The organism is Thermanaeromonas sp. C210 (assembly GCF_013167955.1).
Classification (GTDB): Bacteria; Bacillota; DSM-521; order Neomoorellales; family Neomoorellaceae; genus UBA12545.
The window spans coordinates 445,445-471,275 of the sequence record NZ_BLWF01000002.1; the positions used below are offsets into that span (position 1 = coordinate 445,445).

The following is a 25,831-nucleotide window of genomic DNA, read 5'->3' on the forward strand; positions in this document are numbered from 1 at the left end:
CCGGCGGAGCGCCCCTACCCGGGGATCTCCAGCACCGTCAAGTACTCCCCGGAAAGAACATCCACAATTTTAACGGCTATCCTTTGCCCCGGCCTTACGGGACCCACCCGGTAAACCCCTTGGGCAGTTTCCCGGCCCTGGGGCACATCCAGGAGGGAGGGCCGCAGCACCCGGCCGTCGTAATCGGGATCGATGAGCACCGCCTCCACCGTCCGGCGCCAGTCCACCGGCCCCGCCGACCCCTCTCCACCCCGGAGCTCCCGCCACAGATGGGGTAGGTGGAAGCGGCGGATTTCGACGACCGCATGGTCTCCCTCCCGGCGGAGGGTAACCTCGGCTTCCGCGGCTTTTGGGAGCGTCCCGCGGGGATGGGCCCCGCCGGCCGCGGTGGTTTCCCAGCCCTCCACGGCGGTGTCTGGCGCGGCCGGGGCAGCTCCTACGTCTTCCCTGGCGCTTATCCCGTTTAAGTCTATCACTTTAACCCGTTTCCCGTCCAGGCCGTCGTCGCATAAGGAGCCCACCACCTCTTTAGCCTCCCCGGCGTTCCCGACTTCTGGGGAAGGCCGGACCCGGAAGACGGCGAAGGACGGGTAGGCTTTGGCCCGGGGCTCGTCCTGCCCCGGGCCGCTTAACAGGGATAGGAGCCTCTTGACCGTAGTGTGGACGGCCCCCAGGTTTACATCGCTCCCTATCCACCGCCGTCCCAGCTTCTGGGCCACAAAGAGGGTAGTGCCCGAGCCGCAGAAGAAATCGGCCACCAGGTCCCCCGGTTCGGTGGCCGCACGGAGGATGCGCTCCAGGAGCCCCTCGCTCTTCTCCGTGGGATAGCCCGTACGGCGGCCGTAGGCGGGTATGTCCAGCCAATTGGTGTCGCAGGGAACCTCGTCCTTAGGCTCCACCCAGTACTCCGGCCTGCCCGTCCGGGGGTTGGGCCGCAGGAACTCCAGCCGGCGGCCCGTCCTTTCCCAGTATTCTTCCAGAGTCATCTTGTCGGCCCAGTATCTTAGATACTCCTCATAGTTGGCCGCCGCCCGGTAGGCCCGCGCTTTGTTCCACTTCCACTGGCCGCGGGTGGGAACGTGGCCGAAAAGCTCGTAACGCATGGTGGGCCGGTCCTGGTCGTTGAAAAAGCCCGTCCACCTGCCCCGGCGCTGGCGGTGGGTGCTTTCCTTGACCGGCGCCCGGTAGCGGGCGGCAGGCGTCTTGGAATACCATAAAAGGCTGTCCGTGGCCACGTTAAGCATGGCCACCTCGTCAAACTGGTTCTGGAGGTTCTTGGTGGCCCGCCGGACCACGATTTCGTTCCGGAAGTTTTCGGGCCCGAAGATCTCATCCAAAAGGACCTTAACATAATGGCTCCGCCGGTAGTCCAGGTGGACATAAAGGGAACCCTCCGGCGCCAGGAGCTCTCGCATGAGCTGCAGCCTCTCGTAGATAAACTGCAGGTAGCCCTCGTCGGCCCAGACGTCACTGTACTGCTTCTGTTCCACCACCGGGGGCGTCAGCCCGGAGGCCTGTCCTTTAAGCTTTACCTTCTTGGAGTATTCGGCTCCTGAAGCAAAGGGGGGGTCTATGTAAATGAGTTTTATCTGCTCCCGGAACTCCTCCAGGAGGCGGCCCATAACCTGCAAGTTGTCGCCCCAGTAGAGGCGGTTGACCCACCCGTCCCGGCCGGGCTCCCCGTACTGCTCTTTAAGCTCGATAACGCCGCACCGCGCCTTTCCCAGGGGACGCTTGCCCCGCCAGGTGAGCACGGGCCGGCCCGGTAGGGGCTCCTGCCCGGCCGACGGCGTGCCCTTTTCCTCCACCCCGCTTACCTCCTTCTCCTCCACCCTTCTGCGGCTCACCCCTCTCCCCGCGGCCCGCCCCGAAAGGAACGGGGCCAAAGGATAATATTCGCCGGGACAGCGGCCGTACCCTGCCGGTCCACGGCCGCCCCTCAGGCTCCCGCCCCGGGAGCCCCTGGCAGTCTTAACGAACCTTCCACCCTTCTCCCGTTAAGGTAGAGGGTCTTTATCCCCTCCCGGCTCCGCAGGACCACCCGGAATTCCGCCTGGCCCCGGGGGAAACCGCCGTAGAGCTTCTCCCAGTGCAGGTGCAGTTCTTCCCCGGCCAGGTTATAGCTCAGCTTATACAGGTTGTACACGCCCTTCTTATAGTCCAGGGAACAGCCGTCGTCTTCGTAGTAAAGGTATTCGCCCCGGGCACCTCCCGGGAAGATATGGAACTCCACCCGGCCCGGGATCTCGCCCGTATGCCTCACCGCCTCCCCCACCAGGGGAAGGACGGACCCGGCCTTGACAAAAAGGGGCATTTTCTCCAAGGGGGCCTCCGCCAGGTGGTACCGCCCCCCTTCCAAGGGCCGGCCCGACCACCAGTCCAGCCAGGTGCCGGCGGGCAAATACACGGCCCTCACCGTCCTCCCCGGTTCGCATACCGGCGCCGCCAGCAGGCTCTCCCCGAGCATTACTTCGTCAAAGAGGAGGTGCACGTTCTCGTCCCCTTCATACTCCCATACCAGGGGCCTTAAGACCGGCCACCCGTAGCGGGCCGAGCGGTAAAATAAGTTGTAAATATAAGGGAGGAGGGTGTACCTAAGCTTTATATACTCCCGGCATATGGCCTCACACCGCTCCCCGAAGGCCCAGGGCTCCTGGGGGGCCGTATCTACTTCACTGTGGTTGCGGCAGAAGGGATAAAGGATCCCCGCCTGGGTCCACCTTATCAGGAGTTCTTCGCCGACATCCCCGGCAAATCCTCCTAGGTCCGCGCCGGCGAAGGCCACCCCGGACAGGCCCAAATTTAAGAGCATGGGCAGGGACATCCTGAGATGCTCCCAGTGGCTCCTGTTATCCCCCGTCCACAGAGCGGCGTAGCGCTGGATGCCGGAAAAACCCGAGCGGGTCAGTATAAAGGGCCTCTCCCCGGGCCGGTACTTGAGCAGCCCTTCCCGGGTGGCCATGGCCATATGGAGGGCATAAACATTGCGGAACTCCTCATGGACCACCCGGCGGCCGTCCCGGTTGTGGATTAAGTGGGCCGGCATGACTTTGCCCGGGGCATCCAGCACCGTGGGCTCGTTCATATCGTTCCATATGCCGTCAATGCCCGAAGCCACCAGCTCGCCGTGCAAATCCGCCCACCAGGCCCTGACCCTGCCCTGGGCAAAATCCGGAAAGCAGGTACGGCCCGGCCAGACCTCTCCCGTGTAGACAAGGCCGTTCTCATCGGTGACAAAGTATCCCCTCTTCAGGCCCTCCCGGAAAACGGAATAATCTTTATCCACCTTAACCCCCGGATCGACAATGGCCACTACCCTAAACCCCATCCCTTTGAGGGTCTCCGCCATGCCCCGGGGATCGGGGAACCTTTCCCGGTCGAAGGTAAACACCCGGAACCCGTCCATGTAGTGGATGTCCAGGTAGACGGCGTCGCAGGGGATGCCCCTCCGCCGGAACTCCCGGGCAATTTCCAGCACCCTCTCCTGGGGGTAGTAGCTGTAACGGCTCTGGTGGTAGCCCAGGGCCCACAGGGGCGGAAGCTCCATCCTCCCCGTAAGGAGCGTGTACCTTTCCACCACCTCCCGGAGGGAAGGGCCGTAAAGGAAGAAGAAGTTCAGGGGGCCCTTCTCGCAGCCGAAGGCCGCGGTATGGACCTCCGTTTTGCCCAGGTCGAAGAAGGTGGGAAAGGTGTTGTCCAGGTATACGCCGTAGGACCCGCCGGGCGCCACGCCTATGTATAGGGGGAAGCTGGCGTACATGGTGTCCGCCCCTTCGTTATAGGCCTCGTAGCAGTCGGCGTTCCACATGGTATATCTACGGCCCCTCTTGTCCAGGAACCCCGTCTTCTCCCCTAACCCGTAAAAATGCTCTTCCCGGCGGATGGCAAAGGACCATCTCTTCTCCTTCCCGTGGATGACCAGCCCCCGGCCCTGCAGGGCGAAGCCCCGGCCGTCGCCCAGCTCGAGGCCGAGGTTCTCTTTCTCCACTTTTATGTATAAGGCGCCCGTCAAGAAAAGAAGGTGGTCGGACTCCTCTTCCACCTGCACCTGCGGCGCCTGCGGTCGGAGTACCACGGCCGGGCTAAGGGCCTCCTCGCCTTCTCCCGGCAGGCAGAGGGCGATGTTTACGATCCCGGGGGCCCAAACTCGGATTGCCACCCGGTAATCCCCGCCCGTTAGGAGCACACCGTCTTTACCCTTCTCCCAAGAGATGACCCTTCCGGAGCCCATAGGAAATTCCCTGTGTCCCTCCCTGCAGCAAGGTCTTCGTATATTTTATGCCCCGGCCCCCTTTCTTACCCCGGCAATTCCTCTTACGAGGAGCGGGACTTGGGTTCAGGGGAGCCAGGCACGAAAAAAACGCCTCCCAGGGCGAACTCGAGGCGTTCCTTTCGGGCCGGTGGCCTGCCGGGGCCGGCCCGCAGGGGAGGGGCTCCCCGTTGATCTTCAAGGGGTTTTGGGGGAGCCGGTCTTGAGGCCGCGGAGGAACTTCTCCCTTTCGGCCGCAATGCCCTCGGTCCGGCGCAGCACACCGCGGACGAACTCCTGCCGCCAGCTCTCCGTTTCTCCGCCGTACCTTTCGGCCTCCGGCCACCGGTCTTCTCCATCTCGTCGGGCACCGGGCTTGTCTTTCTCCAGCACAGGCAACCTCCTTTTCCCCTTTATATCTGGTGGGCTACCCGCACGGCTTCGTGGATGGCTTCGGTGATCCGGCGGGGTTTAAGGGCATCCCCGATTACGAAGTAGTCTATTCCCGACCCCTCCAACTCCCGGGCCAGGGTATCCTCGGGCTGGGAACCCACGGCCGCCACCACGGTGTCCGCTTCCAGGGCTTCTTCCCGGCCGTCCCGGTTGTATATCACCCGGCCGGCGTCTACGGCCGTTACCCGGGCTTCGGTTATCATCTTGACGCCCAGATCTTTCAGGCGTCCCAGGAGAAGGGGCGCCACCAAGGGGCCGATGTCGGATGCCACCTGGGGCAGCATTTCCAGGATGGTCACTTCATGGCCCTTGTGGGCCAGGTACTCGGCCGCTTCGCAGCCCACCAGGCCGCCGCCGATCACGGCCACCCGGCGGCCGATCCCGCCTCTTCCTGCAAGGACATCCCAGGAGCTCACCACATTCCCCCCACCGACACCTGGAATATTTAACGCTGCCGGCCGGGCGCCGGTGGCGATGATCACTACGTCGGGGTTTTCCCGGCGTATACCCTCCGGGGTGGCCTCAGTATGGAGCCGAACCTCTATGTTGAGTTTGGCCATCTGGTCCGCCAGGTGTTGCCGGAATACGGCTATCTCGCCCTTCTGGGGCGCGGCGGCGGCCAGAGCAAGCTGGCCGCCCAGCTCTCCCCTCTTCTCCCACAGGGACACCCGGTGCCCCCTCAGGGCCGCCACCCGGGCCGCTTCCATGCCTGCCGGGCCACCTCCCACCACCAGGACCCTGCGGGGTTTCGTTGCCCGGTCCAGGGGAAATTCGCGTTCAAAACCCGTACGGCCGTTGACGGTGCACCCGACGGTATGGTCCAGGAACAGCTCGTGGATGCAGGCCTGGCAGCAGGCAATGCAGCGCCGGACCTCATCCAGCCTGCCCTCCACAACCTTGCGGGGCATTTCCGGGTCCGTCAGGAGTTCCCGGCCGAAGGCTATAAGGTCGGCCTTGCCGGCGGCCAGGATGCCCTCGGCCACTTGCGGGTCGTTGATGCGCCCCACGGCTATAACCGGGATCTTCACCGCCGATTTGATGCCCTGGGCCAGGTCGGCCAGGCATCCCTGGGGCAGGTACATGGGCTGGATAATCCAGAAGGCTGTTTCGTATACGCCAGCGGAAACATGAAGGGCGGCTATGCCCTCTTCTTCCAGGCTGCGGGCGAAGATTCTGGTCTCTTCCAGGGTCAGGCCCCCCGGCACCTTCTCATCGGCGCTAAGGCGGTAGAGGACGGGATATTGGGCCCCTACGGCCTTGCGCACGGCCCGGACCACTTCCAGGGGAAAACGCATGCGGTTTTCCAGGGGGCCGCCGTACTCGTCGCGGCGTTTGTTGGAATAGGGCGAGAGGAATTGGTTTAAGAGGTAGCCGTGGGCGCCGTGGATTTCCACGGCGTCAAAGCCGGCCCTTTTGGCCCGCAGGGCGGCCGCGGCAAAGGCTTCCACCAGTTCCCTTATCTCCTCTCGGGTGAGCTCCCGGGGCGTTTCCCCCACCGTGGGGTCGGGGATGGGCGAAGGGGCCACAATGGGCTGCCCGGTCACCGCGGACCTGGTCTGCCGGCCGCCGTGGTAGAGCTGGACGGCGATCTTGGCGCCGTGGGCGTGGACGGCGTCTACCAGCCGGCGCAGGCCGGGTATGAGGCGGTCGGAATAGATGCCGAGTTCGTTGGGGAAACCCTTCCCCGACGGGTGGACATAGGCGGCTTCCACGATGATCATGCCCACCCCGCCCCGGGCCCGTTCTGCATGGTAGGCCACCAGCCGGTCCGTTACCGAACCGTCGTGGTAGGCGTAGTTGGTTACCATGGGGGCCATGATCATTCTATTCTTGAGCTCCAGGGGGCCGATTTTAACGGGGCTCCCCAGCAAGGTCAGGGGCTGCACAGGCATTGACCTCCTTAAAAGGTTTCTTTTCCCCCGTTATTATTTGCCGGGGAGCAGGACATTATTAGGAGAAGGGGGCCGCGCCGCCGGGGCCTCCCAAGGGATGGAAGGTGCAGGAGGGCCGCAGCGCGGCCGGCCTAAGGGGCGGGCTCAGGGTCGGGAAGGGTGCCCGGGGGCCGCGACGCGGTTGACCAGGCTCCCCAGCCCCGGGATCCTTATTTCGATCTCGTCTCCCACCTCCATGCTGCCCACGCCTTCCGGGGTGCCGGTTAGAATGACGTCCCCCGGGAGCAAGGTCATAATCTGGGAGATAAAGCTCACCAGATAGGGGATGGGAAAAATTAGCTGGGAAGTGCGGCCGTCCTGCCTCAACCGGCCGTTAAGATACGCCTGGACGGGCAGGTCCGTAGGGTCCACACCGCGGACTATGTAGGGGCCTAAGGGCAAAAAGGTGTCGAAGGACTTGGCCCGGGTCCACTGGCCGTCCTTTTTCTGCAGGTCTCGGGCCGTAACATCGTTGGCAATGGTATAGCCGAAGATGTAGTCCCCGGCCTCCTCCTGGCTTACCCGGTGGCAGGTCCGGCCGATGACTACCGCCAGCTCGGCTTCGTAGTCCAGGCGCCCCACCATGGGCCAGAAAATAATGTCCTCCCCCGGCCCGATGACGCTGGTGGGGGGTTTAAGGAAGAGCACCGGTTCGGACGGGAGCTCTTGTTTCATTTCTGCCGCGTGGTTTTTATAATTCAGGCCTACGCATACGGCCTTGCCGGGCCGGCAGGGCGCCAGGAGCCGGACCCCCTGGAGGGGAAAGGTCTCTCCTGTTTCCCGGGGCGCGGTAAAGGGGTCCCCTTCCAGGGCTACGATTATATCCCCCTCCACCCGGCCGTACAGGATCTGGTCCCGGTGGGCAAAACGTACGTATCTCTCCACTGCCGCCATGTTTTTTGCCATCCTCCTTAGCCGTGCAGCCGGTGCTGCCCGGAAGTGTTTTTATTTTGGACCGCAACCCCTCGCCGGCGGCCGGGTTGAGGCCCGGCCCGTACCCACTTTTTAGCCGGGCGCGATTTGGCTCCCCCTCGCTTACGAGCTTAATCACCCCCGCCAAAACAGGGGATACATCAGGCCAAACGGGGTACGGCTGCTCCGCCCCTTAAAGCCTTTCGAGGATTACCTTGGCCTGCAGGGCGGCATAAAGATTCAAGAGGGTATTGATGTCCCGCAGATTCACCCCGAGGAGCTCCTCTACTTTCCGCAGCCGGTAGCGCAGGGTATTAACGTGGATGTAGAGCCTTTCCGCCGTTAAGGCGTAGTCCGCCGAGGAGCGGATGAACTCCACCAGGGTGGGCAGCAGGTTGGTGTTGTGCTGCCGGTCGTACTCCTCCACAGGGCCGAGAACGTCTTCGTAAAAGTCGGCCAGCTCCTGCTCCCCCTGGTTTAAGAAAAACCGCAGGGCGCCCAACTCGTCGAAAAAGGTGATGCCAGCTCCCGGGTAAAGGAAGCGGCCCACATGGAGGGCCAGTTTGGCCTCCTGATAGGCCCGGTAAAGCTGGTCCGGGGAAGCATAAAAGCGCCCCACGCCGGCCACGAGGTCCCGGCGGGGCAGGCACCGTCCGATCTCCCCCGTCACCCTTTCCCAGAACTTCCGGAGCCAGGCCTTGGCCTCCCCCGGGCTGCCGGAGGGGTGAGGCAGGAGGAGGATAAGCTGTTCGCTCCGGTCGGCCATAATGGCCTGGGGGCATTCCCGGGAGACTACCCGCCCCACGAGCTGGCGGAGGCGCTCCATGGCGGCGGAAAACCCGGCCTCGGGAGGTTCCCGATACTCTAACACCACCAGGGCCTGGGGCCGGGACAGGTCCCATCCCCACAGTTGGGCCCGGGTGATAATGGCTTCCCGGCTCGGCAGGTTGTTGTAAAGGATATCCTGGATGAATTCGTTGCGAAAGCGCCTTTCCGCTTCTTGATGGGCCCGCAGGCGGGAAAGCTCCACCAGGGCCGCCCGGGAAGCCGCCCGCAGGTACTCCCGGTATCCTTCATCCCGCGTGCCCAGGAGGACCAGGTAGCCCCAGAGCTCTTGGTGTCCGATGGCCGCCGTCAAAAAGTCGACCTGCTTCCCTTGGACGGACAGGGTACCGGCGAAGAATTCTTCTCCCTCCGTCCCCCGCCACACCTCGCACGGGAGGATATCTTCCTCCCAGAGGTCCTCCGTACCGGGGGGAAAGGAGGAGGCCAGAACCCTGAAGGCCACATCCATTATGAGGCAGGGCTGCCCGGTCTCCTCCCTTAGAATCCTGGTAACGGAGGCAAGCCCCTCGCCGGCTGCGGCTGCTTCCAGGAAGCGACGCCAGATTTGCATAGGCGGTCTACTCCTCTGTCTAAAGGCTTAAACCTTAGCCCATATCCCCGGGAACCTGGGCCCGGAACATATCGGCAGCGCCGGTCCCCGGGCTTCTCCCCGCTTGCCGCACTCTCCCCGCCCCCGGTCGCCCTTGGGGGTAGCGGCCGGAGGTCGCCCCCAGGGGCCTGTAAAGCCCCGGAAGGGGTATCACCCATCACCCCGCGTCGGCCCGCCTGCGCCTCCCTTCCCCCTTATCCTCCCGCAGCCCGCCGGGACGCCGGGCAAAATACCGGCGGCCGGCGGGATTGATCTTGAAGCGGAGGCTGGGCCGGGTAAGGCTCACATCGCTCAGGCCGTACACCCACCTCTGCCAGACGCCCTCCCTTTCGGCCCTCAAATCCAGGAGATGCAGGGCTTTGACCGGACAGGCCTCTATACAGGCCGGCGAAAGGCCGGCGTCCAGCCGGTGGACGCACAGATCGCATTTGCCCGTCTTGCCGGTCAGGGGGTTGTAGCGGGGGGCCTGGAAGGGGCAGGCCCTGATGCAGGTGTTGCAGCCGTTGCAGCGCCCCGGGGAATGGAGGACCACCCCGTCCCGGCGCTTGGAGTACGCCCGCTGGGGGCAGACCCTGAAGCATTCCGGGTGCTCGCAGTGATTGCAGGCAAGGGAGAGGAAACAAAGCTGCAGAGTCCCCGCGACCTGCCTTTCCACCCGCTGCACCCGCCGGAAGGCCAGCACTCCTCCATGTTCATACCGGCAGGCCGTCTCGCAGGCGCGGCAGCCGGTGCACCGCGACAGGTCCAGCAGAAAACCCAGGGCCATTCTCTCTCCCCCTTTAGAGGGGCTGCAGGTTAACAAAGGTGTCGTGGTACGCCACCCCCGGGCCACCGCAGGAAACGTGACCCATGTCCGTGGCCAGGGGCGGTACCAGGCTGTTGAGGTCGCCGTCCCTCCCCGGCTCTTGATAACACACCACACTGTCCCAGGGAACAACGGGACTTACGGCCAGGAGCACCCGGATCTCGCCCCACTCGTTGAAGATGCGCACCTTGCGGCCCGGCTGCCATCCCTTGGCCGCGGCCAGGTCCGGGTGCACCCAGGCCGTGAGGGGTGCCGGTTCCCTCGCCTCCCCGAACTGGGAGTTGATGCCCCCGGTGGTGTGGGGGGTGAGGAGGCGGTAGGGATAAAGGGAGGAACCGCGGGGAGCCGGCCGGAGCACGGGCAGGCCGGGCAATCCCCGCCGCCGGGCCTCCACAGAGTAGATATAGTATTTAATCTCCCGGGGCGCCGTCCACCCCTGTTTTAGGGGACGAGGGCCTTCCAGGAGCTCGCGAAAATGGCCGATGCCCAGGGCCTCGTAGACCCTGGGATTGAAGAGCCGGGCCAGCCATTCTTCCTCCGTCCGGTCCGCCGGGAAGGGGCGCAGGGCGGGGTCCAGCTCCCGTAAGGCCCGCACCAGGCCGGACACCACGGCAATTTCCGGCCGGGCTTCCCCGCGGGGAGGAAGGGCGGGCTGATTAAGGCCTATCCAGTTGTGCCAGTAACTGGGCACCACATCCCAGGCCTCAAGGAACATGGCCGCCGGCAGGACCAGGTCGGCCATCCGGGCCGTCGGGGTAAGGAAATAGTCCACCACTACCACCAGTTCCATCTCCTGGAGGGCCCTGGCCAGCCCGTGGATATCGCTGTTCTGGCTCAGGGGATTGGCCCTGCTGATAACGGCCATCTTTACGGGCGGGTCGTGGGCCCGGCGGAGGGCTCCGGCCAGGTCGTGGACCGGCAGCGCGCGGGGCTTCCGGCCCGCCGGTGCCCCTTCCACCGGCCGGGAGAACAGGGAGGTTTTATCATTGGCATAATACAGGCCTCCCGGCGGCGACAAGTTGCCGCTCAGGGCCACCAGGGCATGGATGGCCCGGACGTTCTGACCGCCGTTGACGTGGCGCTGCAGGCCAAAGCCGATCCAGGTGGCCACCGGCCGGGGACCGGCATAAAGGTCGGCCAGCTCCCTGACGGCCCGGGGCTCTACCCCGCACAGGCCGGCCAGGTCTTCTACCGAAAGGTCCCGGAGATACGGCTCGAACTTCTCCCATCCCACCGCCTTACCGCGCAGGAAGGTTTTATCCAGGCGGTCCTCCTCCCAGAGGAGGCGCAGGACGGCCAGGGCAAGGGCCCCGTCGGTCCCCGGATTGAGCTGGATATAGCAGTCGGCGAGGGCCGCCGTGGCGGTGAAAAGGGGATCGATGACCGTAAGGCCGGCTCCCTTTTCCCGCGCCCGGTTAACGAACTCCATCTGCAAGGTGGCCGTCCAGGCGGGATTGCCGCCCCAGATAACGATCTCCCCGGCTTCCGCCATGAGTTCCGGGTCCGCAGGAGGATAGCCGCCGAAGTCGTAGTAGGCTGCGTCCAAGCCCGCCCCCCAGCAGAGGGAACCGCCGGTGACGGTGACGTCTCCTAAAAAGTCGGCCAACCAATTCAGGCTCTGGCCTAAAAGGCCTAAATTGCCGGAATTGGTATAAAAAAGCACCGGCAGATAAGAACCGTACCGGGCTTTGAGGTCGGCCATCTTCCCGGCCATAAGCTCCAAGGCCCGGTCCCAGGTGGTACGCCGCCAGCTCCCGGTGCCCCGTCCCTGCTGGCGCAGGGGGTAAAGGAGGCGCCGGGGATGGTAGACCAGCTCCGGGTAGCTGTAGGCCAGGTGGCACATGCGGCCGTGGGAGTACCCGTGGGCCGCGTCGCCCCGGATCTCCCGGATCACTCCCCCTTCCACCAGGGAGAGGAGGCCGCACGCGTTATAGCAGTTCCGAGGGCAAACATGCCGGAAGATCTGTACCCTGTCCCCCATGGTCCCTTCTCCCCCGGGCCCTCCTTCCCGCCGGGATTATCTTGGATGACAATTCGATGATAACATATTTAATCCCGCAAAGCAAAAAAGGCCGGGACCCCGCCGGACCTGGCGCTCGGGTTTCCCGGCCCTCGAAGGTAAGGGGCTAAAAATGGCCTACCATTATATTTACACCGGTGCTGTAGAAGAGGTAACGCAGGATGCCTTCGCCCAGGAGGCCGACGGCCAGGGCCAGGTACAGCATGCTCGCGGTCGCGCCGGCCTGGTCTCCGGCCTGCCCCCGGGACGCAAACCGCCCCAGCAGGGCCAGGCCGACGGCGGCCATCACCGCCGCCACTCCCAGACCCAGGGTCACGGCCGAACGGGCCAGGAGCTGGGCGCTGGCCTGGGCGGCGGGCTCCCCGGACATGAGGCTTACCAGGTAGGGGGGCAGGGCCAGCAGTTGCACTCCCACGCCGGCCAAGGCCGCCCATACCGTCCAGGACGGAGCCGGGGCCAGGGCCATGTACAGGAGGCAGCCCAGCACCAGGCTGGTGGCGAAAAAGCTTACGTAGGTGTAGGCCGTCTGCCAGGCGGGCCGCACGGTGTGGGTATAGATGGATGCCATGCTGAAGACGGCGAGGATTCCGGCGGCCAGCATGATCCACCGCAGGGCCTTAGCCGCTCCTCCTCCCCCGGCCTTCAGTTCCAGATAGGCGATAATCACCCACAGGCCGGTATAGGCGGAGGCGAAGAGGATTTCGCGGCTGAGCCACGAACTGCCCACATTGGCGATGGCGCGATAGGCACCCCAGGGACTCCCCAAGTGGCCCAGGGAAACGAGGAGGCTCAAGACCGCCAGGCCCCCAACAACGAGCAGGACGTTCTTCCGGGCCTTATCCTCGTTTACGCCGGCCAGGAGGTCTACGGCGAACAGCCCTACGCTGGCCTGGTTAAGCAGGGTAAACAGTACCAAAGTCCACTCCCGTTCCATTGCAGCTAACCTCCTTGCCTGTTATTTGTCCACGGCGTGCCGGTGGGGGCTTATGAGCAGGGAAGGTTTGGTCAGCTTGGGGTCAGGCAGCCCTTTAATGGCGCTGGTCCCCCCGTACTTCCTGGCAAGTTCCTCCAGGTCGCCGGCATGAAGGGCCCTCATGGGGCAGGCGGCCACGCAGGCCGGCTCTTCTCCCTTCTCGACGAGATCGAGGCAGAAGTTGCACTTGCCCACCTTGCCCTTGCCCGGATCGTATTGGGGCGCGCCGTAGGGGCAGCTCCAGGTGCAGTAACGGCAGCCGATGCATTTCCTTTCGTCCACCAGCACTACGCCGTCTTCGGGCCGTTTATACATGGCTCCGGTGGGACAGTTTTTTACGCACAGGGGGTCCTGGCAGTGGTTGCAGCTTATGGAGATCCAGTAGGCGTACACGTTGCCCCGGATGGCCTCCCCCACGCGGGTATATCCCCCGCCGGCTATTTCTTCCACCCGGCGCCAGCGCTGGCCTACCTCCAGGTCGTTCTTGTCTTTGCAGGCTATCTGGCAGGTGAAACAGCCGATGCATCGGTCCTGTTCAACATGGAAACCGACCTGTCCAGCCATGGTCTCTCCTCCTCCGCTTATAGCTTAACGACTTCCACCAGATTGGTGTGCTGGGGATTCCCGCGGGCCAGGGGCGTGGGATGATACTTGGTCAGCACGTTAATGCAGCCCCTGGTATCCACTCCATCGGGCCCCGGCGTCCACCAGGCTCCCTGGGGCAGGGCCACCACGCCCGGCATGATGCGGGGTGTGACCTTGGCGTAGGTGATGGTAGCCCCGCGGTCGTTGAACACCTTGACCCGGTCCCCGTTCTTGATGCCCCGCTTGGCGGCATCTTCGGGATTGATCCAGAGCTCCTGCCGGGCCGCTTCCTCCATCCAGGGCACGTTATCAAAGGTGGAATGGACCCGCCGCTTGTAATGGGGGCCTATGCACTGGAGGGGGTACTTTTCCCGCAGGGGATCCTCCGGCCCCTCCCAGGCGGGAACATACTTGGGTATGGCCGGTATTTCCTTCGGTTTGTTCATAGCCCATAGGCGAGGCGAAAAAATCTCAATCTTGCCCGACGGCGTCTTGAAGGGGTTGTTGACCGGATCTTCGATCTGCTTTTTGTAGGGGATGATGGGCTCTTTGGGCACCACTTTGTAGATGCCCCGCCGGCGGAACTCCTCGAAGGTGGGAAAGTCGGGGTTCGCCTTCCGGGTCTCCTCTACGATGTAGCGCAGCCAGTCTTCCTCGGTCTTGCCTTCGGTGTACCGGTCGCCGAAGCCCAGCCTCTTAGCCAGTTCGCTGCACACCCAGTAAACGCTGCGGCACTCATGGGGCGGATCTACTACCTTCTGGTAGTAAATGGCATAACCTATGCCGGAGCCGAAGGTAACGATGTCTTCCCTTTCAAAATGGGTGACATCGGGCAGCAGGATGTCGGCGAACCGAGCGCTCGGGGTAAGGAAGACGTCGTGTACCACTATCAGCTCGCATTTGGTTTCATCGACGAGGATCTGGGCCGTACGGTTTACGTCAGCGTGCTGGTTTATCAGGGTATTGCTGGCATAATTCCAGACCACCTTGATGTCGGTGGGTAATCTGTCCACCCCCCGAACCCCGTCGGCCGCCGTGAGCTCATGACCCCGCTCTATGGCCTCCGTCCACATGAAACACGGGATGGCCGCCTTGACGGGATTTTCTCCCGCCGGCATCCAGGCCACGGAAACCCCCTGCCCGCTGTAGTAGAGGCCGGGACCGCCGCCCTTGATGCCGATGTTGCCCGTCATGGCCGCCAGGACCGGCAGGCCCCTAACCGGCTGCTCGCCGTAGGCATGGCGCTGCCAGCCCCAGCCCTGGATCAGGCAGCAGGGCTTAATGGTGGCGATCTGCCGGGCCAGTTTGATGATGGTGTCCCGCGGAACGCCCGTGATGGCCTCGGCCCACTCCGGCGTCTTGGGAGTCTTATCTTCGCCCAGGCCCAGCACGTAGCTCTTATAGGAGTTACCGGGCGGCACGCCGGGGGGCATGTGCTCTTCGTCAAAGCCCAGGCAGTATTTGTCCAGGAAGGCCTGATCGTGGAGGTTTTCCATGATGATCACATAGGCCAGGGCCGCGAGCAAGGCGTTATCGGTAGTAGGCCGTATGGGGATCCACTCGTCGGCCACATTGGCCGCCGTGTCCGTGTACCGGGGATCCACTACGATTATCCGGGCCCCTTTTTCCTTGGCCTGGCGCAGGTAGTAATGGTAGTTGGCCCCGCCGAGCCGCGTTTCAGCGGTGTTGTCGGCGAAGAGAACGATGAGTTTGGAGTACAGCAGGTTGTCCGGGCTTACCCCTTCCACCGAGCCGTAGGTGTAGGGGGCGGTAAAGCTGTAGCAGGCTGTGCTGTAGGTGTTGTAATATTCCAGGAAGCCGCCGAACATATTGAAAAAGCGTTTCAGGGCCCCGCCAAAGGCCGGGGTTATCCACGCCTGGCTGATCTGGCCGTAGATACCGGTGGCGTAATTCAAATAAATGGCCTCGTTGCCGTAAGTGTCCCGTATCCTCGTCAATTCCCGGGCGATGGTGTCCAAGGCTTCCTCCCAGGATATGCGCTCGAACTTGCCCTCTCCCCGCTTGCCCACCCGTTTCATGGGATACTTCAGGCGGTCGGGGTGGTATAGGCGCTGGCGCTGGGCGCGGCCTCGCAGGCAGGCCCTGGCCTGGGGCAGCTCGGGGCTGTCGGGGCCTTCCTGGTCGGAGCTGAAGCGCACCACTACGTTATCCCTTACGTGGGCCCGGAGGTAGCAACGGCCGCCGCAGTTGTGGACGCAGCTGGTGGGAATGATCTTTTCCTCGCTCTGGTCGGCGGCTTCGGCCCTCGGGACCCCGGTCAGGGGCGTTAGCCTCCCCAAAAGGGCCGCCCCGCCCGCCGCCGCGGCGCTCAGGCCCAGGAACTTGCGGCGGGGTAAGGGTTTTTGCCACAGGTGCTTCACATTCTCCAAAAACTGACACCTCCCGCTCCTTTGGTGGTATATCCCCTTAACCTACTCCACGTTCTCCGGGTGACACCCCTTTCCCTCCGCCGGGGCTCCAGCCGGGCTGGCCTTCAACCCGGCGGAGCTATACCTTCGCCACTTCCACAAGGTTGGTATGCTGGGGATTGGCCTTGGCCAGGGGTGTGGGCCGGGAGCTGGTCAGCACGTTTATGCAGCCCCGCTGGTCCACCCCGTCGGGCCCGGGCGTCCACCAGGCTCCCTGGGGTATGGCCACCACTCCGGGCATAATGCGGGGGGTGACCTTAACGTTGATCATGAGGGCACCGCGGTCGTTGAACACCTTAACCCGGTCGCCGTCCTTAATGCCCCGGGGAGCAGCATCTTGGGGGTTCATCCACATAACCTGGGGAGCCACTTCTTCCATCCAGGGCACGTTATCAAAGGTGGAGTGGGTGCGGCGGCGGTAATGCCAGCCGATGCACTGGAGGGGGTATTTCTCCCGCAGGGAATCCTCCGGCCCCTCCCAGGCGGGGATGTATTTGGGCACCGCAGGTATCTCCCGGGGATTGTTCATCTCCCACAGCCGGGGGGAGAAGATCTCGATCTTGCCCGAAGGCGTGGGGAAGGGGTTGTTCTCCGGGTCCTCGATCTGTTCCTTGAAGGCGATGAAATTCTCGGGATAGGAGAACTTATAGACACCCCGCTTCCTGAATTCTTCAAAGGACGGAAAGTCGGGGTGGTTCTTGCGGGTCTCCTCCACCACATACCGCAGCCAATCTTCCTCGCTCCGGCCCTCGGTAAACTCCTGCCCTAACCCCAGGCGCTCGGCCAGCATGCTAATCCACTCGTACTCGCTCTTGCACTCGTACATGCTGTCGATGGCCTTGTTCATGAACAGCACGTAGTCGCCCCAGCCCCAGGGAGTGCAGATATCGTTCCGCTCCATCCAGGTGTTGACCGGCAGCAGGATGTCGGCGAAGCGGGCGCTGGGAGTCATAAACTGCTCGCTCACCACGATAAATTCTACTTTCTTCTCGTCCCGCAGGATTTCGGCCGTGCGGTTGACATCGGCGTGCTGGTTGATGAGGGCGTTGCCCGCCAGGTTGAAAATAAGCTTAATGTTGGTGGGCAGACGGTCTACCCCCTGGACCCCGTCGGCCGGGCCCATTTCCACCCCCCTCACCGCGGCTTCCGTCCACAGGAAGCAGGGGATGGAGGCTTGCACTGGATTCTTGAGGCCGACGCTGCCTATCTTGGGACCCCGGCCGTATCCGGGATAGCCCATGGCGCCGGCAAACCCTCCGCTGCGGCCTATGTTGCCCGTCATGGCCGCCAGGACCGCAGCCCCCCGGGGCGGCTGCTCGCCGTAGGCATGGCGCTGGACGCCGAACCCGCAGATTAAGGCCGCCGGCTTTACAGTAGCGTATTCCCGCGCCAGCTGGATGATGGTTTCCTTGGGAACGCCGGTGATCCTCTCGGCCCACTCCGGCGTCTTGGGGGTTTTGTCCTCACCCAGGCCCAGGACGTAGGACTTGTAGGAGTTGCCGGGCGGCACACCCTCCGGCAGGTGTTCATCGTCAAAACCCAGGCAGTACTTGTCGAGGAAGGCCTGGTCGTGGAGGCCTTCAGTGATCATAACGTAGGCCATGGCATCCATAAGGGCATTGTCCGTGGTAGGCCGGATGGGGATCCACTGGTCGGCCAGGGCAATAACCGTGTCGGAGTACCGGGGATCGACAACTATAATGCGGGCCCCGGCTTCCTTGGCCCGGCGCAGGTAATATATGGTGTTGGTGCCGTGGATGGTCTCGGCCGGGTTGAAGCCCCACAGGATAATGAGCTTGGAGTTGACGAGGTCCTCCCGGCTGTTAGCCGCGTTCTGGTCGCCGAAGGTGTAATTTAGGGCCCAGGTAACGCAGGGATTGCTGTAGTTGTTGTAGTAGTTCAGGTATCCGCCGTAAAGGCTCAACAGCCGGCGGATGAGGTTGCCGCCCGAAAGGACCCCGGCGTTACCGGTGGCGTAATTGACGTAGATGGCCTCCGGCCCGTAGGTCTCTTTAATACGCCTTAGCTCCCGCGCAATGCTGTCGATGGCCTCGTCCCAGGTGATGCGCTCGAACTTCCCCTCGCCCCGCTCCCCGGTCCTCTTTAAAGGGAATTTCAGCCGGTCCGGGTGATAGAGGCGGTTGCGGTAGGCCCGGCCGCGCAGGCAGGCCCGCAGCTGGGGAGTCTCCGGCGTGTCGGGCTCGTCGTCGGTGGTGATGCGGGTTATAACGCCGTTGCGCACGTGGGCCTTCAATACACACCGCCCGCCGCAGTTGTGATTGCAGGCCGTGGGGACGATCTTTACTTCTTCCTCGGCCCCGGCAGGAGCGGCTCCCTTAAGCCCCCAACCGGACCAGGACCCCGCGGCCAGAGCACTTGTTCCCCCGAGAACAATCCCGGCTTTAAGAAAGCTCCGGCGGGAAAGCTTCATCTCTCCTACCGTCCTTCGGTCTTGGTCCTTATTGATTCGTTTCCCGGCTTTATTCCTCCTTTGAACAAGCGATTAAATCTAGGCCCCCTTTTGTTGTACAAAAATACAAATGGCCTCCGGTAAAGCGGGGATTCGTGGGTCCAAGAGAAAGCGGCAGGAAGATCGGCCGGAGCGCGGGAAAGGTACCACGAGGACGGGAAGGGGAGCGGGGTCCGCGCACCCGCCCATTGGCTTCCGGGTCCTGAGGGTTCCGGGGTCCGGTGAGGTAATTTCTCGTGAGGGAGGTGCCGGGGCCGGGCGGACGGCCGTTCTCTTGCGAAATTTACGGTGGAGGGGACAGAGGCTGCCAAAGCCCGGGCCCGCCAGGGATTGGTCCCGGGCTTTCAAGTCCGGACAGGACCTCCCTGCATGGGGGCGGGGATATAACCCGGGAAAGAGGATGGATGGAACCTTGGGGATGGAGAAGAAGGCAGGCCAATCTAACGGGCGAAGCCTAAAAAAACCGGGAGGCCGCTTCCCGACCCATGGAAGCGGCCTCCCGTTCCCTTTAGCCTTTAACCCTTCTTAACGTTCCCTACTTAACTCTTCGCCGAAGGCTCGGGGCCTTAAACCAGTTCCTCCGGCCGGAAGAAGAGGGCGATTTCCCTTTCGGCGTTGGCCGGCGAATCGGAGCCGTGGACTACGTTTTGCCCTGTCTCCAGGGCGTAGTCTCCCCGTATGGTCCCGGGGGCGGCCTCCTGGGGGTTGGTGGCACCCATCATCTTGCGCCAACCGGCAATTACATTGGGGCCTTCCAGCACCATGGCCACCACCGGGCCGGCAGTTATATGCTCGATGAGCTCCCCGAAAAAGGGCTTATCCCGGTGCTCGGCGTAATGCTTTTCGGCCATCTCCCGCGAAAGGCGCAGCATCTTCAAGGCCACAATGCGGTAACCTTTGCCCTCGATGCGGCTTATAATTTCTCCCACCAGCCCGCGGGCTACCCCCTCGGGCTTGATCATGCTGAAGGTGCGTTCCACTACCATACCCCTTTCAAGCAGAATAGCTGGTACGTAAGCTTGAGCAGTAGATCTTTGGCGTTGTGGTCCGGATCGGTGGGTTTAATATTGATATTGAGCACCGGCGCCGCCGCAGTCGGGACCCGGCCCTCTTCCGGGCCGGCTTCGCGGCTGCGGTTGTATTCCTCGAGGATGGCCGTGAATTCCTCGGCCTCCAGGGTTTCCTTCTCCATCAGGGCCTTGGCCACCAGGTGCAGCTCTTCCATGTGGTCCTTCAGGATCTGCTCCGCCCGGTTGTAGCACTCATCAATAATGCGCCGGGCTTCCTTGTCGATGGAGAAGGCTACGGCTTCGCTGTAATTGCGGTCGCGGGCAATATCCCGTCCCAAGAAGACCGTCTCCTGCTTGCGGCCGAAGGTGAGGGGCCCCAGCTCCTCGGACATGCCGAATTCGGTGATCATTTTCCGCACCAGTTCGGTGGCCCGTTCTAGATCGTTCTGGGCCCCGGTGCTCACCTCGTTCAGCACCAGCTCTTCGGCCACCCGGCCGCCCAAGAGCATGGTGACCTGGTCGAGGATCTGGGACTTGGTCATATAGCGCCGGTCTTCCTTGGGCAACAGCAGGGTATATCCTCCGGCCCGGCCCCGGGGGATAATGGAAACTTTATGGAGGGGATCCGTATGGGGCAGGTAGTGCCCCAGCAGGGCATGGCCTGCCTCGTGGTAGGCCACCAGCCGCTTTTCGAATTCGCTGATCACCCTTGATTTCTTTTCCGGGCCGGCAATCACCCGCTCAATGGCCTCTTCCATCTCCTGCATGGAGATCTTCTTTTTGCCCCGCCGCGCGGCCAGCAAAGCAGCCTCGTTCACCATATTGGCCAGGTCGGCTCCCGTAAAGCCGGGGGTGCGCCGGGCCAGCACGTCCAGATCCACATTGGCGTCCAGGGGCTTGCCCCGGACGTGGACTTTAAGGATCTCCTTCCGGCCGTTGATGTCCGGCACGTCGACCACAATCTGGCGGTCGAAGCGTCCCGGCCGCAAGAGGGCGGGATCCAGGATGTCCGGCCGGTTGGTAGCCGCAATGATGATAATTCCTTCATTGGGGCTGAAACCGTCCATCTCCACCAGGAGCTGGTTTAATGTCTGCTCCCGCTCGTCGTGGCCGCCTCCCAGCCCGGCCCCCCGCTGCCGGCCCACGGCGTCGATCTCGTCGATGAACACTATACAGGGGGCGTTTTTCTTGGCCTGGTCGAAGAGGTCCCTGACCCGGGAGGCCCCCACACCCACAAACATTTCCACAAAGTCGGAGCCGCTGATGCTAAAAAAGGGCACTCCCGCCTCCCCGGCCACCGCGCGGGCCAGCAGAGTTTTGCCTGTGCCGGGGGGACCGTAGAGGAGAACCCCCTTGGGGATCCGCGCTCCCAGTTCGTTAAATTTGCGGGGGTTCTTGAGGAACTCCACTATTTCCTCCAGCTCTTCCTTTACCTCGTCGGCCCCGGCCACATCGGCAAAGGTGACCTTGCGCTTCTCATCCGGAGTGTGCAAGCGGGCCCTGCTCCGGCCGAACTGCATCACCCGGGAGCCCCCGCCCTGGGTCTGCTGCATCATGAATAGGACAAGGCCTACCAGTAAAAGGATGGGTAAGAAGGTGCCCAGAAGGTTGGTCCACCAGGGCGCCTCGGGGGCGGGCAGCATCTTGGTGGGCACGTTTTTGCTGGCCAGAAGGTCGATCAAGTTCTGGGAAGGCAGGGCATTCACGCTAAACTTGGTGCCGTCCTTCAGCGTCCCCGCTATCTTATATATATCCCTCTCCGGTGTAATGGTTACTTCCTGAACCTGGCCCTGCTCCACCAGCTGGTAAAAGCGCGTAAAATCCAGCTCTTGCACCGTTCTTTCTACCGGTGATGATATTCTTAAAATAGAAACAGCTAGCAGAACTATTAACAGGTATACGGCCAGGTTCTTAAAAATACGGTTCAAAAGTTAGCCCTCCTCTCGCCCTGCCCCTGCATTCAATTTTAGGTATATATTTTAGCACAAGGGAAATATGATTGCAATTTCACCAGGGTCCGGACCATCCCTACTTTTCGGCCCGGTGTAGTTAGATCCCCGCTGGCACTCATGGCCGGCGGGAGCCGAACCGGCCGGCGCTTTCAGGCCTCCGGCGGGAACTAACAACCCTCAAAGCCGGCCCTTCCCGGTAGGCGTCGGCCGACCTGGGGGCTCCGCGGCCGCCTCTCCACGCTCCTCGTGAAGTCTATCACCTGCCGCGGCCCACTCCTCCAGGCCGGGCCTGTCCCGGAAAAAGGAGAATAACCCGGAGCTGCTACCGGCCCTTACCCCTCCTCGCCTTCCAGCACCAGGTGCAGGGCTTCCTTAGTGGCCGGGGTTATCTTATAGTTCTCGGCGATGCGCACCCCGGCCACCCATATAATATTTTTTCCTGCAGCAACCACCGGCAACCGTCGCCTCTCGGCGGCCGGAACCCCCGCATCCACAAAAAGGTCCTGCAGTTTCTTGCTTCCCTTCATACCCAGGGGGGAGAACCGGTCCCCCGGACGCCAATTGCGGACCACGAGGGGGCCCGCGATCCTTTCCCAATCCAGCCAAGCTTCATGAGGGGGGGCCACCACCCGCTCCGGCGGCGGAAGCACCTCGGCCCTTATAGCCCGTCCGATCTCGGGCAGGGAAGTGACGCCGGGAACCCGCAGGGGATAACTGAAAACCGGAGCTTCCCCGGCTCCGCGGCCGGGCCGGCCGAAACGGATCCGTCCCCCCTCAACCCGGACCTGCACGCCCTTAGGCAAGGTTAAGGCTCCGGTGCCCGCCCGTATGATCTCCCGCAGGGCCTCCACGTGTTCAAACTCCGCCCCGCCGCCCACCTCCACAGCCGCCGCCCTTAAGGCGCGGCGCTGGAGGGCGGGCGCCAGGCCCAAAAAGGCCTCCCGGTCCAGCAGGAGGGAGGCGGGTCCCCTTTCCAGCACTACCCGCGCCAGCCCCTGCCGGGCCAGGTCCTCCAAAAGTTCATTTTCTTCCGCTAAAAGGGCTGCCGTCCGTGCCAGGGCAGGTACAACGGCCGGATTGTACTGGCGGGCCAGAAGGGGCAGGAGCTCGTGGCGTATTTTATTCCGGCGGTAGGCCGTGTCCCAATTGGTCCAGTCGCAGCAGGGCTGCAGGCCCTTTTCCCGGCAGTAGGCCTCGATTTCCGCCCGGCTCACGAAGAGCAAAGGCCGGATAATGCCTTCCCGGCAGGGTACCATGGCCTTGAGCCCCGCCAGGCCGCTGCCCCGCAGGAGATTGAGCAGCACCGTCTCCGCCTGGTCGTCGGCCTGGTGGCCTACGGCGATTTTCCGGGCCCCGACCCTGGCAGCCACCTCCCGCAAAAAGGCGTAGCGGACCTCCCGGGCCGCCTCTTCCACGGAAAGGCGGCATTCCTTCCGGTAGGCCCTCACATCACGGGCCTCCACCGTGGCGGGGAGCCCCAGGTCCTCCGCCAGGCGGGAAACAAAAGCCGCCTCCCGGGCGGCCGCTTCACCCCGTAAAAGGTGGTTAAGATGGGCTACGTGCAGGCTGACGCCGAACTCATCCCGGAGCTCCAGCAGGCAGTACAGGAGGGCCAGGGAGTCCGGGCCACCCGAAACCCCTACTACGACTTTGTCTCCCCTGTTCAGCAGGCCGTAGCGGCTTATGGTCCGGCGGACCTTGGCCAAAAACGACTCCATTCCCGGTTCTTTCCAAGATTATCTATTTTTATTTTGTATTTCGCCACGGGAGGCCGTTTTCCTGCTTTGGGGAAGCCATTTTACCCGTCCTCCTACTTACGTCCGGCCGACCTGCTCAAGGCGGGCTACGGCCACCAGCATATCGTCCGCCGGGCTGCCCCCGGCCAGGGCCACGGCCTGGTTTAGAAGGCGCTCGGCCAGCCTCTGGGGCTCGGACTCCGTTGCCCTTTTCAGGGCTGCTGCCACCCAGCGATCCTTTTCCGCCGGGTCGCGGTGGGCTTCCAGCACGCCGTCGCTAACCATGACCAGTACATCCCCGGGCTGTATTTCTTCCCGGCTCACCTCGAGGGGAATGTCCTCCAGGATGCCCACGGGGAGGGACTGGGGCTTAATAGTCAGGACCCGCTGTCCCCTGACCAGAAAACCGGAGCAGGCCCCCAGCTTCGTAAATTCGGCCTGGCCCTGGTTAAGGTCCAGGACCGCCATGTCCAGGGTGGCAAAGCTTTCCCGGGGGGACCGCAGGAGGAGAACCATATTGACAAGGCGCAGGGCCAGCTCCCGGGAGAAGCCGGCGGCCAGCAGTTCCTTCACCAGCTCCACAGCGGTGTGGCTGGTCCTCCGGGCCTCCCGGCCCGCACCCATGCCGTCGCTCAAGACCAGGAGATACCGGCCCTCTTCCAAGGGGGCGGCCAGGAAGGAATCCCCGCAGGTTAAGTCCTGCTGGCGGGCGCACGAGGTGTAGCCCACCTCTACCCTGAGGAAGGGCTCCTTTGCGGCAGCCTCGCCCGCCGCCGCAGTCTCCCGGAGGCTATCCTCCAGGAGGCTTCCCAGAGCTCTAAATTGGCGGGCCAGCAGGGGAGCCAGGCCCTGGGCGGCCTGTTCCGGCGTGAACTTCCGGGCCTGGGCTTCCAGGGCCGCCAGGAGCTCCCGGGCCCTGCCGCAGCGGCCCTGCAGCCAGCCGGGAAGATCGGCCGCCACCAGACCCGCCGTTCCCTTCCTCACCAGCAGGTCCTTGAGGGCAGACGTAAGCTTGTCCCCATCCAGTTCCCAACAAACTTTGTTGGCCGGGCACCCTTCGCATACCAGCCGGGCCACCTGACGCACGGCGGCTCCCGCACTGCCGGTGCCGGCCTCAACGGCATTTTCCAGGCTTTCCCCGAGGAATTTAAGGGCGGCGGCCAGCCTCTGTGCCCGAGCTACTGGAGGGCTCGCGGCGGATTCTGGCCCTTCTTTATTGAAAAAAGAGGTTGCGGGCTTGATCCATTTGGTCGGCCACAGGAGAACCACCAGCGCCACCACGGCGCTCTCTTTCAAGGCCAAGTTGGCCCCCTGGGCTCCCAGGAAGTAACTCGAAAGGAGCAGGTGGGCTAGCATAAAGCCCCCCACCACGCCGAGCTTGCCCAGGCTGTGAAAGGCCCCGGCCGTCAACCCTACGAGGGCCAGGAGGCCGGCCAGGGCCGGAGCCGTCAGGCTGGTAAGGCTGGGAAGGAACCCGAGAACGGCACCCATGGCCGCCCCGGACCCCGCACCTCCCACTATAGCGGCCGCCAGAATAAACAGCCTCCCCACTAGGCTCTGGAGGGACATACCGGCCACCTGCCACCCCTCCAGGCCTAAAAGGAGGCCCAGCGCAAAGAGGCCGAGGCCCAAAAGCCTCTCTTCCCGGTGCCGGCTCACCCCCGCCTCCAGCCACGCCAGGGCCAGGCCGCCGGCCAGGACCGCCTCAAAGAGGAGCAGGACCCAGCCGTAAAAGGAGGGGCCCAGGAAAGCCTGTCCAAGGCCGCGGATTAAAATGATCACGGCCGTACCCAGGGCCGCTACGGCTATCCCCCTTTCCAGGCGGCGGGCCTGGGGCAGGGAAAGGGCGATCCCCAGGGCGACAAAGACGGCTAGGCGGAGGTAGGCCTCTATACCCGCTGCCACGCCGTACAGGCCCGCCCCGGCCGTTAGCACCGCCGGCCACAGGAGGCGGGGCCGGCGCCCCGCCAGGGCGATGAGGATTCCCGGACCGAAGGGCATAAGCTCCCCCAGCAGGGTGGCGCGGGTTAGGAGGAAAGTGGCCCCCAAAAGGCCCAGGCTGCCCAGCCACCCGCCCACCGCAACCCTCGACAAGCGCTGCGAACTCTCGGCCAATAGATACACCACCCCTTACATTTCTGGTAAAAATTATATCCCAGGCAGGGGGGCAATTCTTGTCGCCTCGAGGGAAGGAGGAGGAACAACATTTCGACACGAAAGGGGGCGGGGAAGGCACACCCCCTCCGCGAGAGGGCCGCCGACTTAAACTGGGCCCGAAGGAAAAGGGATCCCCTCCCGTACAGGAGCCCGCGTCCGACAATCCTCCCCTTTTTCGGCCGGTCACGGCAAATTAAGAGCACGGAGCCCAGTTTCCCCGGCGGGGATAAAAGGCAATAAAAAATCCGGGCTCATACCCGGCCCTGGCGCATCCCACTTTTTGCGAGGAGGGTCCTGGGGGGACTTCAAAGGGAGCGAGCCTTCGCGGCTGGCCGACCTTGAGCTTCGGCCGAAAACGGAGGCGGCGAGGATAGGATGTCCAAGACCGGCCCATGGGCAAGGATGCCATGGCAGAAGGTCACCGTATATGCCCACCAACTGGAGTTGCCCCATCCAACAGGTCAAAGACGCTTAGTTAATTTAGCTCGTTGGATTGCAGTTTTTCAATTTACTTTACAGGCAATTGTAAATCTAATAATATTGAGAGGAGAGCAACTTTACAAGTGGGGGTGATAAAAGATGTATCGAGAAATCATAGGCGATAGACCGAGAAATGCTAGAGAAGCTGCTGGACTTCAACAAAAAGAAGCTGCAGATAAGATTAGGAATTAGTAGTGCCCCACTGGGCAATATGATATGGAAAAATGCTCTAGT

Annotated in this window: 16 protein-coding genes; all 16 read right to left on the bottom strand. The window is 63.2% G+C overall.

The annotated features are described in order from the left end of the window. Positions 1 to 14 precede the first annotated feature (14 nt). The 16 genes from TAMC210_RS06315 to TAMC210_RS06390 all read right to left on the bottom strand — a co-directional run bounded on the left by TAMC210_RS06315 (position 15) and on the right by TAMC210_RS06390 (position 25,075). Positions 15 to 1,847 (bottom strand): site-specific DNA-methyltransferase, encoded by a 1,833-nt coding sequence (locus tag TAMC210_RS06315; protein WP_217267291.1) that lies wholly within the window; start codon positions 1,845 to 1,847, stop codon positions 15 to 17. Positions 1,848 to 1,939: 92 nt separating this feature from the next. After that, complete coding sequence (locus TAMC210_RS06320; protein WP_173297933.1) at positions 1,940 to 4,231, bottom strand: glycoside hydrolase family 31 protein; 2,292 nt, start codon at positions 4,229 to 4,231, stop codon at positions 1,940 to 1,942. A gap of 216 nt (positions 4,232 to 4,447) precedes the next feature. Further along, the gene (locus TAMC210_RS06325; protein ID WP_173297934.1) at positions 4,448 to 4,642 is read right to left on the bottom strand and encodes a hypothetical protein; all 195 of its coding nucleotides are present in this window, start codon (positions 4,640 to 4,642) and stop codon (positions 4,448 to 4,450) included. A 20-nt stretch (positions 4,643 to 4,662) separates the two neighbouring features. Further along, positions 4,663 to 6,588 (bottom strand): FAD-dependent oxidoreductase, encoded by a 1,926-nt coding sequence (locus TAMC210_RS06330; protein ID WP_254388538.1) that lies wholly within the window; start codon positions 6,586 to 6,588, stop codon positions 4,663 to 4,665. Positions 6,589 to 6,738: 150 nt separating this feature from the next. Then, positions 6,739 to 7,539 (bottom strand): fumarylacetoacetate hydrolase family protein, encoded by an 801-nt coding sequence (locus TAMC210_RS06335; protein ID WP_277997683.1) that lies wholly within the window; start codon positions 7,537 to 7,539, stop codon positions 6,739 to 6,741. A gap of 199 nt (positions 7,540 to 7,738) precedes the next feature. Further along, positions 7,739 to 8,941 (bottom strand): PucR family transcriptional regulator, encoded by a 1,203-nt coding sequence (locus TAMC210_RS06340; RefSeq protein WP_173297936.1) that lies wholly within the window; start codon positions 8,939 to 8,941, stop codon positions 7,739 to 7,741. A 196-nt stretch (positions 8,942 to 9,137) separates the two neighbouring features. Beyond that, a complete protein-coding gene (locus tag TAMC210_RS06345; RefSeq protein WP_173297937.1) occupies positions 9,138 to 9,746 on the bottom strand; it encodes a 4Fe-4S dicluster domain-containing protein in 609 nt (202 codons plus the stop codon). Positions 9,747 to 9,759: 13 nt separating this feature from the next. Next, positions 9,760 to 11,766 carry a molybdopterin-dependent oxidoreductase gene (locus tag TAMC210_RS06350; RefSeq protein ID WP_173297938.1) on the bottom strand — a complete coding sequence of 669 codons (2,007 nt, stop codon included), beginning with the start codon at positions 11,764 to 11,766 and terminating at the stop codon, positions 9,760 to 9,762. Between the two features lie 145 nt (positions 11,767 to 11,911). Continuing rightward, complete coding sequence (locus TAMC210_RS06355; protein WP_173297939.1) at positions 11,912 to 12,739, bottom strand: dimethyl sulfoxide reductase anchor subunit family protein; 828 nt, start codon at positions 12,737 to 12,739, stop codon at positions 11,912 to 11,914. Positions 12,740 to 12,760: 21 nt separating this feature from the next. Continuing rightward, positions 12,761 to 13,342 (bottom strand): DMSO/selenate family reductase complex B subunit, encoded by a 582-nt coding sequence (locus TAMC210_RS06360; RefSeq protein ID WP_173297940.1) that lies wholly within the window; start codon positions 13,340 to 13,342, stop codon positions 12,761 to 12,763. 17 nt (positions 13,343 to 13,359) lie between these two features. Further along, on the bottom strand, positions 13,360 to 15,753 hold the full coding sequence (locus TAMC210_RS06365; RefSeq protein ID WP_173297941.1) for a DMSO/selenate family reductase complex A subunit: 2,394 nt from the start codon (positions 15,751 to 15,753) through the stop codon (positions 13,360 to 13,362). 118 nt (positions 15,754 to 15,871) lie between these two features. Next, positions 15,872 to 18,223, bottom strand: a complete 2,352-nt coding sequence (locus TAMC210_RS06370; protein WP_173297942.1) for a DMSO/selenate family reductase complex A subunit — start codon at positions 18,221 to 18,223, stop codon at positions 15,872 to 15,874. Positions 18,224 to 18,828: 605 nt separating this feature from the next. Continuing rightward, on the bottom strand, positions 18,829 to 19,248 hold the full coding sequence (ndk, locus tag TAMC210_RS06375; protein ID WP_173297943.1) for a nucleoside-diphosphate kinase: 420 nt from the start codon (positions 19,246 to 19,248) through the stop codon (positions 18,829 to 18,831). Then, positions 19,242 to 21,200: an ATP-dependent zinc metalloprotease FtsH gene (ftsH, locus tag TAMC210_RS06380; protein WP_173297944.1), complete on the bottom strand. Its 1,959-nt coding sequence runs from the start codon at positions 21,198 to 21,200 to the stop codon at positions 19,242 to 19,244. Before ftsH ends, ndk begins: the two co-directional genes overlap by 7 nt. Before the next feature lie 356 nt (positions 21,201 to 21,556). Further along, the gene (gene tilS / locus TAMC210_RS06385; RefSeq protein WP_173297945.1) at positions 21,557 to 22,942 is read right to left on the bottom strand and encodes a tRNA lysidine(34) synthetase TilS; all 1,386 of its coding nucleotides are present in this window, start codon (positions 22,940 to 22,942) and stop codon (positions 21,557 to 21,559) included. A gap of 96 nt (positions 22,943 to 23,038) precedes the next feature. Next, positions 23,039 to 25,075, bottom strand: a complete 2,037-nt coding sequence (locus tag TAMC210_RS06390) for a SpoIIE family protein phosphatase (RefSeq protein ID WP_173297946.1) — start codon at positions 25,073 to 25,075, stop codon at positions 23,039 to 23,041. Between the last annotated feature and the right edge of the window lie 756 nt (positions 25,076 to 25,831).

What these genes read in the sequence shown, in the direction of transcription:
- TAMC210_RS06370 (WP_173297942.1), bottom strand. Translation starts at nt 18,223, where the DNA reads ATGAAGCTTTCCCGCCGGAGCTTTCTTAAAGCCGGGATTGTTCTCGGG.
- TAMC210_RS06335 (WP_277997683.1), bottom strand. Translation starts at nt 7,539, where the DNA reads ATGGCAAAAAACATGGCGGCAGTGGAGAGATACGTACGTTTTGCCCAC.
- TAMC210_RS06320 (WP_173297933.1), bottom strand. Translation starts at nt 4,231, where the DNA reads ATGGGCTCCGGAAGGGTCATCTCTTGGGAGAAGGGTAAAGACGGTGTG.
- TAMC210_RS06355 (WP_173297939.1), bottom strand. Translation starts at nt 12,739, where the DNA reads ATGGAACGGGAGTGGACTTTGGTACTGTTTACCCTGCTTAACCAGGCC.
- TAMC210_RS06360 (WP_173297940.1), bottom strand. Translation starts at nt 13,342, where the DNA reads ATGGCTGGACAGGTCGGTTTCCATGTTGAACAGGACCGATGCATCGGC.
- TAMC210_RS06350 (WP_173297938.1), bottom strand. Translation starts at nt 11,766, where the DNA reads ATGGGGGACAGGGTACAGATCTTCCGGCATGTTTGCCCTCGGAACTGC.
- TAMC210_RS06345 (WP_173297937.1), bottom strand. Translation starts at nt 9,746, where the DNA reads ATGGCCCTGGGTTTTCTGCTGGACCTGTCGCGGTGCACCGGCTGCCGC.
- tilS (WP_173297945.1), bottom strand. Translation starts at nt 22,942, where the DNA reads ATGGAGTCGTTTTTGGCCAAGGTCCGCCGGACCATAAGCCGCTACGGC.
- ndk (WP_173297943.1), bottom strand. Translation starts at nt 19,248, where the DNA reads ATGGTAGTGGAACGCACCTTCAGCATGATCAAGCCCGAGGGGGTAGCC.
- TAMC210_RS06340 (WP_173297936.1), bottom strand. Translation starts at nt 8,941, where the DNA reads ATGCAAATCTGGCGTCGCTTCCTGGAAGCAGCCGCAGCCGGCGAGGGG.